Annotated in this window: 14 protein-coding genes; 5 read left to right on the plus strand and 9 right to left on the minus strand. The window is 37.9% G+C overall.

Annotated features, from left to right (window positions below):
* Nucleotides 1–4: 4 nt before the first annotated feature.
* From citC to CC204_RS05950, 5 genes are all read right to left on the minus strand, one after another.
* Nucleotides 5–1000, minus strand: a complete 996-nt coding sequence (gene citC, locus CC204_RS05930) for a [citrate (pro-3S)-lyase] ligase (protein ID WP_088269311.1) — start codon at nt 998–1000, stop codon at nt 5–7.
* Between the two features lie 13 nt (nt 1001–1013).
* Nucleotides 1014–1139: an OadG-related small transporter subunit gene (locus CC204_RS21680; RefSeq protein ID WP_087641347.1), complete on the minus strand. Its 126-nt coding sequence runs from the start codon at nt 1137–1139 to the stop codon at nt 1014–1016.
* Between the two features lie 33 nt (nt 1140–1172).
* Nucleotides 1173–2288 carry a sodium ion-translocating decarboxylase subunit beta gene (locus CC204_RS05940; protein WP_087641346.1) on the minus strand — a complete coding sequence of 372 codons (1116 nt, stop codon included), beginning with the start codon at nt 2286–2288 and terminating at the stop codon, nt 1173–1175.
* A gap of 43 nt (nt 2289–2331) precedes the next feature.
* The gene (locus CC204_RS05945; protein ID WP_088269313.1) at nt 2332–2733 is read right to left on the minus strand and encodes an acetyl-CoA carboxylase biotin carboxyl carrier protein subunit; all 402 of its coding nucleotides are present in this window, start codon (nt 2731–2733) and stop codon (nt 2332–2334) included.
* 143 nt (nt 2734–2876) lie between these two features.
* Nucleotides 2877–3206 carry an RNA-binding protein gene (locus tag CC204_RS05950; protein ID WP_088269315.1) on the minus strand — a complete coding sequence of 110 codons (330 nt, stop codon included), beginning with the start codon at nt 3204–3206 and terminating at the stop codon, nt 2877–2879.
* 394 nt (nt 3207–3600) lie between these two features.
* Here CC204_RS05950 and CC204_RS05955 point away from each other — a divergent pair, with 394 nt between their 5' ends.
* The 3 genes from CC204_RS05955 to citG all read left to right on the plus strand — a co-directional run bounded on the left by CC204_RS05955 (nt 3601) and on the right by citG (nt 6630).
* On the plus strand, nt 3601–4944 hold the full coding sequence (locus CC204_RS05955) for a CitMHS family transporter (RefSeq protein WP_088269316.1): 1344 nt from the start codon (nt 3601–3603) through the stop codon (nt 4942–4944).
* A 110-nt stretch (nt 4945–5054) separates the two neighbouring features.
* Nucleotides 5055–5759: a GntR family transcriptional regulator gene (locus CC204_RS05960; protein WP_088269318.1), complete on the plus strand. Its 705-nt coding sequence runs from the start codon at nt 5055–5057 to the stop codon at nt 5757–5759.
* Nucleotides 5743–6630 carry a triphosphoribosyl-dephospho-CoA synthase CitG gene (gene citG / locus CC204_RS05965; protein ID WP_088269320.1) on the plus strand — a complete coding sequence of 296 codons (888 nt, stop codon included), beginning with the start codon at nt 5743–5745 and terminating at the stop codon, nt 6628–6630. Before CC204_RS05960 ends, citG begins: the two co-directional genes overlap by 17 nt.
* 101 nt (nt 6631–6731) lie before the next feature.
* Here the strand turns inward: citG and CC204_RS05970 are convergent, their stop codons facing one another.
* On the minus strand, nt 6732–7460 hold the full coding sequence (locus CC204_RS05970; protein WP_088269322.1) for a response regulator transcription factor: 729 nt from the start codon (nt 7458–7460) through the stop codon (nt 6732–6734).
* A 109-nt stretch (nt 7461–7569) separates the two neighbouring features.
* Between CC204_RS05970 and CC204_RS05975 the strand changes: the two genes are divergently transcribed.
* The gene (locus CC204_RS05975) at nt 7570–9417 is read left to right on the plus strand and encodes a sensor histidine kinase (RefSeq protein ID WP_088269324.1); all 1848 of its coding nucleotides are present in this window, start codon (nt 7570–7572) and stop codon (nt 9415–9417) included.
* 127 nt (nt 9418–9544) lie between these two features.
* Nucleotides 9545–10762 carry a YdcF family protein gene (locus CC204_RS05980; protein ID WP_088269326.1) on the plus strand — a complete coding sequence of 406 codons (1218 nt, stop codon included), beginning with the start codon at nt 9545–9547 and terminating at the stop codon, nt 10760–10762.
* A 118-nt stretch (nt 10763–10880) separates the two neighbouring features.
* Here CC204_RS05980 and CC204_RS05985 read toward each other — a convergent pair whose 3' ends face one another.
* From CC204_RS05985 to CC204_RS05995, 3 genes are all read right to left on the minus strand, one after another.
* A complete protein-coding gene (locus CC204_RS05985; RefSeq protein WP_088269328.1) occupies nt 10881–11222 on the minus strand; it encodes a hypothetical protein in 342 nt (113 codons plus the stop codon).
* Entirely contained in the window at nt 11219–12517 is a 1299-nt protein-coding gene (locus tag CC204_RS05990; protein ID WP_088269330.1) for a Y-family DNA polymerase, read from the minus strand. The genes CC204_RS05985 and CC204_RS05990 overlap by 4 nt, the downstream gene beginning before the upstream one ends.
* Before the next feature lie 96 nt (nt 12518–12613).
* A complete protein-coding gene (locus CC204_RS05995) occupies nt 12614–13063 on the minus strand; it encodes a MepB family protein (RefSeq protein ID WP_088269332.1) in 450 nt (149 codons plus the stop codon).
* Nucleotides 13064–13229 lie beyond the last annotated feature (166 nt).

A 13229-nucleotide genomic window follows, 5' to 3' on the forward strand; every position in this document is an offset into this window, starting at 1 on the left:
CTCATTACTTATTTTTTTGTTTGGTTATTACTTCAAAAGTTGCAGGCGGAACAAGAGCCTTGATCGCTGCATAATTTTTCTCATCCATTAAAGCACGAACTCTAGAGGCACTGATCACTTCTTCACCACTTTTTTTTCTTGGTAAAATAACTAGTTTTAGTGCAGATCCAAAGGTCTTTTTCATCGCCTGATTATATATTTCTGTTACTTCAGAAAAGGGCTCCTCTCCCACAAATCTAGTAGAAATCGACAGGGCAGAAGCAATTTTTTCTTTAAATAACGTGGCATCCAAAACAGCCTGGACTTGTGCAATACTAGCTTTTGCCTGATCCTTCAAAAAATAAGATGGAAAGGTTGCACTGGATACCATGTACTCTCGCGTCGGTAAAACAACAACATTTTCTAAGTGACTAACTCCTTTTTTTACCAGTTCAAAACGTGTTTTTGTATCAAATAGCGAACGTTCCTCAGACAAAACAAACAGATAAACTGTTTCAACACTTTTAGCAGCTTCTGTCACTAAATATAAATGACCGTTTGTAAACGGATTGGCATTCATGACAATTGCTGCATTGTTTTTTGTCTTTCGTTGCTGCTTTTTGAGCTCTGTTAAATAGTCATTAAAATCTGGAAAGCCCTGCTCCATAAAAACTAAATCTGTCGTTGCCGTGATTTCAGTAAATCCTAAAGAATGAAACAATCGACTCGTTTTTGGCTTTGTATACAAAAAATAATGTTGATAGCCGATATCCCGCAGTCGTTCTCGTAACGCTTGAACAATCTGAGAAAGCAGGTTTTCATTTTGATAAGAAGCGTCAATGGCTATACATTTTAAAATATTCCTAAAGATCGATCCTGTTCCGATCAGCTTTTCCTGATCGTAGATCCCAATCGTATAATCCAACTGCTCATCAGGGATTAGACCCGCAGTTACCAAAAAATCTGCCCACTGCTGTTTGCCTGACGGATCTCGGTCGAGCCAAATTCTTCTGATATTCATGGCTTATCACTTCCTACTTTTTTGGCGGAAATAATTTATTCAACATCGAAGACGCAAAATAGATCACAAAAATGACAACAAACACGCCGCCCCAACCAAAAATCAATAGCTCTAATGATTTTAGTAAATCAGCTGACATAAACAAACTCCTCTCCCTTTTTTCTATAAAATCCTACGCAAGCAAGGCTAATAATAATCCGCCGGCGATAACAGACGCAATCTGCCCAGATACATTCGCACCGGCTGCATGCATTAAAATAAAGTTCTGAGGATCTTCATCTGTTGCCATTTTTTGAATCACGCGACTTGACATTGGAAATGCTGAAATCCCAGCCGCACCAATCATCGGATTGATTTTTTCTTTTCTGAACAGATTCAATAATTTTGCAAATAAGACACCGCCAACTGAATCCATCACAAAGGCAACTAAGCCAAGACCAATAACCATCAAGGTATCAACTTGTAAGAATTCTTCGTACTGCATTTTCACTGAAATCGCCAGTCCCAATACAATACTGATGATGTTTACTAGCTCATTTTGCGCTGTAACAGATAAACGATCTAAAACGCCACATTCACGTAGTAAGTTCCCGAACATCAAGAACCCAACTAATGGTAGAGAAACGGGTGCCACCAAGCCAGCAACGATCGTAATCACGATCGGGAATAAAATTTTCGCTGTCTGTGAAACTTCACCGGCGCGGTAAGTCATACGAATCTTACGTTCTTTTTTCGTTGTAACAGCTTTAATCGCTACAGGTTGAATGATTGGAACCAAGGCCATATATGAATAAGCAGCTACCATGATCGCGCCCATATATTTTGAATTCAATGTATTTGCAACAAAGATAGATGTTGGTCCATCTGCTGCTCCAATGATCCCAATAGAAGCGGCATCATTTAAATCAAACCCTAATAGTACTGCAGCAATGATCGTAAAGAAAATCCCAAATTGAGCGGCTGCACCGAACAATAATAAAAATGGATTTTGTAATAACGGCCCGAAATCGATCATAGCGCCTATTCCGATAAATAGTAACAATGGAAATAATTCCGTTGAAATCCCCATATCAAACAATACTTGAAATGGACCAGCTTCTCCGCCGGCACTTAATACCCCTGTGTTGGGAAAGTTAACTAACATCGTTCCTAATCCCATTGGTACTAGCAAGGTAGGTTCGTACTCTTTTTTGATCCCTAAGTACATCAAGATGCCTCCGATCAGCATCATGACAATACGACCAGGTTCCTGTCCCATCCCTACTACACCTTCAATTAATGTTTCCACAAACGTCACTTCCTCTTTTAAAATTAAACTCTTTTTTCTCTATTTATTTGATTGTAATCAACGGCTCTCCTGGGTTGACCATCTCGCCTTGTTGAACATGGATACCTGTAACTGTACCAGCTTTTCCAGCAACAATTTCGTTTTCCATTTTCATTGCTTCAAGAATCATCAGCGGTTGATTTTCCTGTACCGTATCCCCGACATTTACTAAAATTTTCAAGATCGTTCCAGGCATAGGTGACGGCATTGCATCACTGCCAGCTGGTGTACTTGTTGTTGGTTCGGTTTGCTCAACAGGTGCGGGTGCAGGCGTTGGTGTTGCTTCTGCTACAGGTGCAGCCGGAGCTGTTGGTGCAACAACTGGTGCTTGCGGCACTCCACCAATTTCTTCCATTTCTACTAAATACTCTTTTCCATCAATTGAAATTTTAAACTTACGTAACATTTTTTTCCTCCTAAAATTAAAAGTATAGTGGGCTCGATTTGGTTCGATTGAAAAATTGATAACTATGTCGCAACTTCTTTTTGCTTCATTCACTCGTTTCTCTTTCCCGACAAACTGACCGATGCTATCAAGTGATCTAAAAACTAACTCGTTCTTTTCTCCTTGATCGATCGAATGACAAACTGATTCTCTGCGTGATCAGCCGATGCAATACTGGTAGCGATCACAGAAACCAGTTGTGCTTCTGGGTTTCTTTTTGAAATTCGCTTAACAATAAACTCACTCTCTGGTTGATCTCCAGCAGCAATTGCTGTGGCGATCAGTGAAACAATTTGATATTCTGCGCTTTCTACTGGAATGTAGCCAGCAACTTCCTGCCATTCATTTTGTTCTTCTATAATAGGAGAAAGTCGTACTTCATCCGTTTTTATTTCCGTCTTTTCTTTATTAAACAGCCGTTCAAACAGACCCATGAACTCACATCCTTTCTGCTTATAAATTCATTATAGGTAAAATTTCCGACAAAAAAACAATATCAGTGTTTTCAAATTGTTCTTTTGTTGTTTCTTAGTAGACATTTCCGAGCAAACTTACAGGAAACATTGATATATAAGCGTTTCCAAGCATTTAATATTTTATTAACATCTTATTAACATCTCTTTAAGAAACCGTTATCATTCCTGTTTTTTTGGTGTTCTTTTTCTCCTTGCCAACTATTTATCTCAACAGACTTCCTTTACACTAAGCTTGTTAAACGAAACAAGAAAGGGTTTTCATAATCAGTTATATTGTTATCTTATTTCAATTGCTATTCTAATTCTCTGATTGTTTCAGACAACAATTTTATTATCAAAGGAGAGAGAAAAAATGTTACTTACTGTTTTGTCTTACGTTATGATCATCGTCTTTATGTTTGTGATCATGAAAAAGAAAATGTCACCGTTTACAGCACTAGTTTTGATTCCACTGATCTTTGCCCTGATCGCCATCTTCACTGGTGTTTCAAACAAAGGATCTATCGGAGACTTTGTAATGGAAGGAATCAAGACAACTTCTACTACAGGTATTATGCTCTTGTTCGCGATTCTTTATTTTTCAATCATGTTGGATGCTGGTTTGTTCGATCCGATCACTAAAAAAATGATCCACATTGCCAAAGGTGATCCAATGAAAGTATTGATCGCAACGGCGGTTGTTGCTGCTGCTGTTTCTCTTAACGGAGACGGAACAACGACTACATTGATTTGCTGTTCTGCTTTTATTCCTATCTATAAAAAGCTGGATATGAAATTGATGAATTTGGGTGTTTTGGTTATCTTACAAAATACGATCATGAATTTACTACCATGGGGCGGACCTACTGCTCGTGCAATGAGTGTTTTAAATGTTGGAGCGGAAATTTTAGCTTATCTGATTCCTGGTATGATCATTGCTCTTTTATATGTCATCTTCATTGTTGCTCCTTCAATGGGACGAAAAGAACGTGCCCGTTTGGGTGTCAAGCAGCTGACAGATGCTGAAATCGATGAAATGACCACTGTGACAGATGAAGAAACATTAGCGATTCGTCGTCCAAAAATTTGGCTATTCAATGCGATTTTGACGATTGGCTTGATTGCTTTATTAGTAACAGATTCATTTGTTGGACTTGGTTTACCACCGTTATTCTTATTCTTAACTGGTACGGTCATTGCTTTGATGGTCAACTACCCTGTTTTAAAAGATCAATCATCGCGGATCGGTGCTAACGGCGGAGATGCCGTTCAAGTCGTTATTTTAGTCTTTGCAGCCGGTGTCTTTATGGGCTTGTTCCAAGGTACTGGTATGGCAGATGCATTAGCTCAAAGTTTCACAAAAATCATTCCAAATCAATTAGCTGGCTTCTGGGGCTTAGTCATCGCCTTGATTTCAGCACCAGGTACCTTCTTTATTTCAAATGATGGTTTTTACTTCGGTGTACTGCCTGTATTAGCAGAAGCTGGACGTGCGTATGGATTTACAGATATGCAAATGGCGTTAGCATCATTGATGGGACAAGCGTTCCACTTATTGAGTCCATTGGTTGCCTTCATCTATCTATTACTTCGTTTAACAGGTTTAGACATGGGACAATGGCAAAAAGAAGCGGCAAAATGGGCCTTGGGAATTTTCATTATCTTTGTTGTGACGATCGTTCTAACTGGTCATATGCCGTTATACATCCCTCAATAATGACATTGCCATGTATAAAACTTTCTTAGATTTCTTAGTTCTTTTTAAGGAGTCTAAAGGAAAAGAAGTGTATATTTTTCCTACTATATCAGCAAAAGGAGTACTGGAAGATGAGTACAATATCAGAGGCTGTCGGAAAAAATCTAGATCTAAGTCTTAATGAACCACTAAAAGAGTTGGTTTACAAAGCATTTCGCAAAACAATTATTTTAGGAGAAATTCAAGCGGGGCAGCGGATCAATGAAAAAGAATTTTCAGAAGTCATGAATATCAGCCGCACACCGATCCGCTACGCTCTACAAAAACTGGTCGAAGAAGATTTAGTGGATCATGTTCCCGGTGTTGGTATCATCGTCAAAGGAATATCTATCAACGATGCACATGAAATTTATGCCATCAGAAAATCATTAGATGTATTAGCTACCTTGACTGCGATGAACGAAATGAATGAAGCGGACTTTGAAGAGTTGAGAGAATTGTTAGAGGAAACTGAACGGTTGAACGAAGCCAATGAAATCGATCAAGTGCTGCAAAAATTTTCAGACTTCAATGAATTGATCTATGAAAAAAGCCAAATGCGCCGACTTAAATCGATCGTAATGAAACTTAGAGAATATTTGATCTATTTCCGTGATATCTCTATTCGCTCAAAAGAACGTCGGGATAAAGCGTTGAAGGAGCATTGGTTGATTTACTATTGTATGCTAAATCAAGAAAAAGAGCAGTTGGAATTGCTGATTACGGAGCATCTAACGTATTCCCAAACCTTTATTATCAAAGAAATGGAAAAACATTTAAATGACTCAAACAACTAATCTGGAACTTCTAAAAAAAATTAGTAATTTCGCTTTACAGTCCTTACTTTTTGAAGCAGCTTTATATCCTAAACCTGGTCTCGTTGACCCGATCAGTTCGGGTGCTCATAACGATATGGATTACGGGACTTTTCTTGACAGCAGCCAAGCATTGGCACCCTTTTTCACTGATTATCTTGAACTAGGTCTAGCACATCAAGGAACACCTGAAGCATTGTTTCAAAAGGTTCGTTCTACCGGTCAGTTGGCTGAACAAGAGATGCTCAAAAAAACCAAAGGAATCAATACTCATAAAGGAGCTAATTTTTCTTTCGCATTGATTTTAGCCAGTATTGGAAACATGCTTCAAAATGAACAACTGTCACTCCCTTTTTCCGAAGCTGACACTAGAGCTGTTTTTGACTATACGAAGCAAATGACAAGTGAACTTATAGCCCGAGATTTTTCAAACCTAACGAAGAAAAAACAACTGACGAATGGTGAAAAATTATACCTCGATCATGGTTTTACCGGTATTAGAGGCGAAGCGGCAGCCGGCTATCCATCACTTCAGGAAACAGCGCTCCCCTTCTTAAGACAAAGACGGTCGCCAAATGAACGAAAAAACTTTCTGCTTTTACTCTTATCTTTAATGGCGACCGTTGAGGATTCTAACTTGATCAACCGCGGAGGGATCGGTGCTTGGCAGCAGGTCCAAAAGATGGCAGCGCAACAGACACAGTCGCTTTCAGAAGATCCTTCTATCGATGAATTGGAGCGTAAGCTAGTCGCATTCGATCGAGCATTGATCCAAGATTATCTGAGTCCGGGAGGCTCTGCTGATTTACTCGCACTAAGCTATTTCTTTAGTCAGCTGGAAGGACTTGTTTAAACGTTAATTGGAGGCTAAGAAAAAGCTGACACTTAAGAAATAAAACAGCATTCACAAAAATGAACGAATCACTTTTGTGAATGCTGTTTTACTTTCAAGAGTCAAATGCTTGTCTCAGCCTCTTTTCCTTCTGGATTGAACAGATACCCGATTCCCCATACAGTTTGAAGATATTTTGGCTTTTTAGGATCGTCTTCAATTTTATTGCGTAAATAGTTAATATACACCGTGATCAAGTTCTTGTCGATTTCACCATCATTCCAAACATTGGCATAGATTTGTTCTTTACTGAACACTTGCTGAGGATTTTCCATAAAGAACAAGATCATCATGATCTCTTTAGAGGTCATATTGACTACTTCACCATTTTTACTAAACTGATATTGATGCTTATTGAAGGAAAAAATACCTTCCGTCAACGTTGCTTCTTCACTATGTTCTCTTAAAGTCAGTAATTGTTCCGTTCGATTCAGCGTGCTGATAACTTGAGCTCTTAATACGTTTGGCGCAAACGGCTTCGAAAGATACACGTCGCCTCCAGACTCTAAACCGCTGATAATATCTTGTTCGCTTTTCTTCCCACTGACAAAAATGATCGGTGTCAACGGTTGATGCTCTCGAATCAATTGTGCTAAATGATAGCCATCATTTTCGTGCTCCAAGCTGACATCTAAAAGAAATAACTGGAAATCGACCCGCTTCATGATCTCTAGGGTTTTTTCGATCGTATCACTTTGATAGACCAGTAATCCCGTCGACTGTAGTGATTTCCAGATCAAACGGCGGATCGCCGGATCATCATCGACCACTAAGATTTTTTCGTTTCGCACGATATACACCTCATTGTCCATTTTACATACCTATACAATAGCCGAATTGTCTTCAAATTTCAACTTGAACTTGTTATGATATGAACATACTTTAAAAGGAGCTAGCCAAATGAAACGCACAAATAAGATCGTGAACCTTATGATCATTGCAATGACGCTTTTTATCATCGTTTCCGTGTTCTTTGCGATCCGTGGTTTTTCGGTCATTCGTAAAACGACGACTGCCAGCGGACAAGATTTTCTTTTACAATCAACTGAGTATGTCGGCAAAGTGATCCAGCTTTCTATGAAAAACCGTCATCAAGCACTGAATTATTTGGCTATTGACGGAAATTTAAAAAATAGCGATGATCCTGCCGTTTACTTAAAGAACAGTGAATCAACTCTAACGACTTTCTTTGATTCACTGAACGGAGAAGCTGATGCTCTTTTTTACATCGATCCTAACGGAACACCGATTTACGCCTTTCATTGGGACTCAGAAAAAAAGACTGTAACGATCACAGATACTCAAACTATTCAGCCTTATCTCAATCACGATTTATCTCTAAAGCAATTATTAGATAAGCCGACAGCTCAAAACAGCGCCTCTTATTTTATCGATAAAAAAGCCTACCTCAATTTTTATCAGGAAATTAAAACGGCGGATGGCAAAGTGGACGGCTACTTGATTTTGCCTTTACATTTACAAACGTTCTATCAGAACTTTCTACAAGATTTTGAACTAGATTACAAAGGCTATCCAATGATCAAAGATCAGTCGATGACGGTCGTCATGCATCCTGTTGCCGAGCAAGTTGGTCTAGATATCGTCAATGATCGTGAAAAACTTTATCCTGATCTAGACTACTCTGACTTAAAAAAATTAGAAAAATATCAACTAAGTCATTCTTCTGGAAAATTGACCTATAAATCTTATTGGTGGGATGAAGATGTCCCTAAGGAAGTCTTGAAAATCAGCGCATTTGAGTGGATCGATGTCGGATTAGCTCATTGGGTCGTCGCAATCAATGCTGATTATAATGAACGAAACGATGATATCATCAATTTTGTCATCATGCTCTCCTTGCTTTTAGTGGTTTTACTTTTACTCGTGGGTATTTTTTCTCTATTTATTCATAATTTTAGAAAAAAAGAACGTATCGAAGAAGAAAACAAACAGCTGATCGAAAAGCAGAAGCAGCAAAAATTACAGCATCAATTAGAATTAGAGCTTTATCAGCGAAATAAGATGGAAACGGTCGGCTTACTGACGACTTCTATCGTTCATGATATGAATAATTTTCTGACACCAATCATTGGAAATACACAACTACTTTTAGAAGAATATTCAGATGATCCGGTACTAGAAGAAGATTTAGAAGATATTCTTCATTCTGCACAAAAAGGGCAACAATTGTCAGCCAATGTCCTACGCTTTTCTAAAACACAACAAAGTGTCCAAGAATGGCTGGATGTTTCTGCTGCGATCGGTGTTGCAACCCATTTGATCAAGGAAATCATCCCTAAAAATGTTCAATTATCGATTTCAATCCAAGAAAATCTCGGTACAGCCAAATTTGAAGAAATCGATATCCAAAATCTAATCTATAACTTGATCACAAACGCATACCAAGCAACCAAAGAGCAGTCAAAGACTCCTAAAATTCAGGTCACTGTAGCTCCAACACCTAAAGAAGTTGCAGAAGACATCAAGAAAGACAATATACGAATTCAATCAGAAAAACATTTTGTGACTTTGGAAATTACTGATAATGGTCCAGGAATTCCTTCTGACATTAGAGAAAAAATCTTCGAACCTTTCTTCACGACAAAATCTGCTGATGAAGGAACAGGTCTTGGATTATTCGCAGTAGCGTCTATCATCGCCAAATACGAATGGTACTTGGATGTTCGGTCAGAATCGAATCAAGGAACAACTTTTTTGATCATTCTTCCTGTCCGTCCGCCTCAATAAAATCTATTTTGATCGATGAAACGTTGAATCAGCTTTTTTATACTACTGATTCAACGTTTTTTAGTATTGTTTTTCCCTGATTTTCGTTATACTAAAGAAGATATCAGTTATTAAAGGAGTTTTTATTATGGGGACTTATTTTACGATCATACTTGGCCTGATCTATTTGATTGGTGCAGTCATTATTCCAAAATGGCGCAAAAACAAAGTGGACAAAGATTGGAAGTTTTTTGAAATCCTTTGGTTTTCAATTTGTTTCATTTGTTACGTCATCTTTTTAGAGGCCCAGCTACATTCTTTTTATTTTTTGATTCCATCGCTCTTTCTTATGATCTTTCTATTTAGTTATTTCAAAGAAAAACGGCGCTTGGTCAATGGATTGTTGTTTAATTTGTTTTTAGTTGTCGGGATGAGCTACTTAGGCTTCTTAGTTCTCCGAACAATTAATCCATTGCTAGTTGTCATGGCGGTAGTTACCTGGGTCTTTTTATTTTTACTGTTGTTGATCGGGCTGTACGCATTGCTTGTCTTTTTATATTGGAATGCGATCATAGTCATGAAAAAAGAAGGCCGGTCGTTGGCAAATTTACTGACTTTACTACTAGCTATTGGTTTGACTGTTTTTTTGATTTTTAGTTACTTCTCTACGAGTATTTTGCCGCAATGGGCAGTCACCCTATTTGGTATTTTACCAGCTATATTGATCTATTTTTCAGTTGTTTTTCACAACTTTTTAACGATTTCTGTCATCTATCAATTTAATCAACCTAGGTATAACCAAGATTTTATTATCGTACTTGGCTCTGGCTTGATCGATGGGAAAACAGTACCTCCTCTTTTAGGAAATCGGATCAATAAAGCGATTCAATTTTACCAAGCTCAAAAAGAAGCAACACAACGAGCACCTAAAATCATCATGTCTGGTGGAAAAGGAGACGATGAGCATTTGGCTGAAGGAGCTGCTATGAAGGCTTATGCTCTAGAAAAAGGAATACCTGAACAAGATATTCTTGTTGAAGCAAATTCTAAAAATACTTTGGAAAATATGAAATTTTCTAAAGAAATCATCAAACAGTCTGTTGGTTCGGCTGCGTATCGAGCGATTTTCACAACGAATAATTTTCATTTATTCCGTGCAGGTATGTTTGCTAAAATGGCTAACCTAGATGCAAATGGTGTGGGGGCTAAAACAGCTTTCTATTTTTTACCTAATGCCTTTTTACGAGAGTTTATCGCAATCGTTGTCATGAGAAAACGTCGGCATATGATTATTTGCGGATTGATTGTATTGGCGATGATCGCATTGACTCTATTTGATTATTTTTATGTAGGTCCTGTTTATTAAAAACGAGACCAAGAAAAAAGCAGCTCCGAGAATCAGAAGGGGCTGCTTTTTTTCTTGGCGTTTATCAGGTTTAGAGAGTGAAAGAAAACTGATTTTTGGTTTTGTCCCGCTCACGTTTTCAGCTGATCTCTACATGTCTGATTTCATCGTATCCAACTTTTTGGTCAGCAATATAGATGCCTAACTCGTCATGCCCTTGGATCAATCCTTTAATGTCTTCACCGTAGTTTCCTTCACTGTCTAATTCCTCTTTTTGAATAGCCACAAGAAGCTGCTCTTGAAAAGCTTTAGCTAATATAGCATCAATTTCGATCCAGCTCATTTGTACTTTTTGTTCGGGTGGCCGTTTGTTTTGTTCTTTTGCAATAATTGCTGTGTGCTCGGATAAATAAAAGCCTGCCCACTTTTTCATTTTTCGATCTTGGTATTGTTCAAAATAATAATCTCTTTCTTTGCTCATTCTAAGCCCTCCAATCCTCCAGCATGCCCACCAACCAATGATGCTCTAGAAATTGCTGTTCCGCCTTTTGTCATTGAACTAGCATGAACTAAAGAAACATAGCCAAAGCGTTGACGGATATCATCGATCACATGATCCAGCTCCAACTCTTTTAGCTGCTCTGTTGGTTCATGAAATAAATCCAGTTGTACATAAGTATTGTAGTTTAATTTGGAATATGTGATTCCAATATGTCGTACTTCCTCGCCTCTCCAGTATTGTCTGAAAATCATCAGGCAGTAATCTATCAATAGTTTACTGCTATTCGTTAAAGGAACCTTCATTTGCCGTGAAAACCCAGTATTCTCTTGTTTTGTCCCTCTAGAAACACCGACAGACAGATGGACACATTCGGTTTGACAATGTGCTTTTCTAAGTCTTGCAGCTACTTGATCGGCCATTTCACGAATCACCACTTCAATTTCTTCTTGTCTCAAATAATCCCGCATTAAAATTTGTGAATTATTAAAGGAACGTTCTTCTGGTATGTATTTTTCAGAGAGCCGACTGCGATCGATCCCATGTGCATGAGCATAAAGCTGCTCACCAATAATGCCTAAGTTTCTTTTTAGTTTATTGATATCGGTGTGAGCAAGCTCATAAACGGAACGAATCCCTAAATTATTCAAGCGTCTTGCCAAACGATGGCCAATTCCCCACATCTCAGTCATTGGTTCGATCGTCCAAACCTTTTCAGGAACGTCCTCATAATGCCATTCAGCTAATCGCTCATCAGTATGTTTTGCTTCGATATCCATTGCAAGTTTCGCTAACAATGGATTATCACCAATTCCGATCGTAATATAGAGTCCCGTTTCTTTTTGGATTCGTTTTTGAATTTTTCTTGCTAATTCGACCGGCGATTGGCCAAATAATTTCCAACTGGCAGTTACATCTAAAAAAGATTCATCGATCGAGTAAATATGTAAATCTTCATCTGCTACATAGTTAGAATAGATGTCATTGATTTTCATATTTTCCTTGATATACTCATTCATCCTTGGCGGAACAATTTCAAGTTCTGGATGATTGGGAACATCATATTTTCTCGTTACATTGGTAATGCCCAAGATTTCTTTTGCTTTTGGTGAAGAAGCCAGCACCAATCCTCCAGAATTTTCAGCATGACTCATCACCACGAGCATTTTTTCAAGAGGATCATACCCACGTGCAACACATTCCACAGAAGCATAAAATGACTTGACATCTATACAAAAAATCGTCCTTCGAGGTTCTTTTTCATACTCAAAAAACATCATAATCCTCTCCTTGATTCATTTCATCACTCATAGCTAATTGATTCAATTGGTTCAATAGCCAAAATACTATCCTCCTTCAAAATTAATTTCTTTCTAAAAATCAGTATCAGAATAGTCTTTAAAATAATTCAATTGCCATTTTTGTGTAGCCAGAGCCGTTCGGTTTAATCCAGAACACCACGGTGGATAAAATCGCATAGCCATTTTTCCAACTTGATCCTTAGTAGACAGGATCTGCTTTTCTATCGCCACTTCTATAGGAATAATAAACATTCCCCTTTTATTAGAATCACATAGGACGATCACTAATTTTTCTGGACTATTTATCGCTTGGAAAGGTCTATTTTTTTGTGTCTCATCTTTTTCCCAAAAGGCAACAAAGTACCCGGGCTTCTTAAGTGTTTTTTTGCCTAGTCTACTTCTAATTCTGATCTTGGACTCACTAAGAGTAAACACTGCCCCCTCATATTCTTTATTCTGTTTTTCGTAATCACATCGTTCAAAATGACCGAATTCTCTTCTTAGAATATCCATTGACTGCATTAAAAATTCCTTCTTCTATTTGACTTGTGGTAATCATCTATTCAGTTTCTAACACAATCTAATTATACGAACGTACGTTCTTTTTGTAAAGGGGAACATCTTTTTAAATTTACAAATATTATATTTTTTTCAATTTATCGATAAAATTGCTATCTAAAAAAGAAAA

This window comes from Enterococcus wangshanyuanii (assembly GCF_002197645.1).
Classification (GTDB): domain Bacteria; phylum Bacillota; class Bacilli; order Lactobacillales; family Enterococcaceae; genus Enterococcus_L; species Enterococcus_L wangshanyuanii.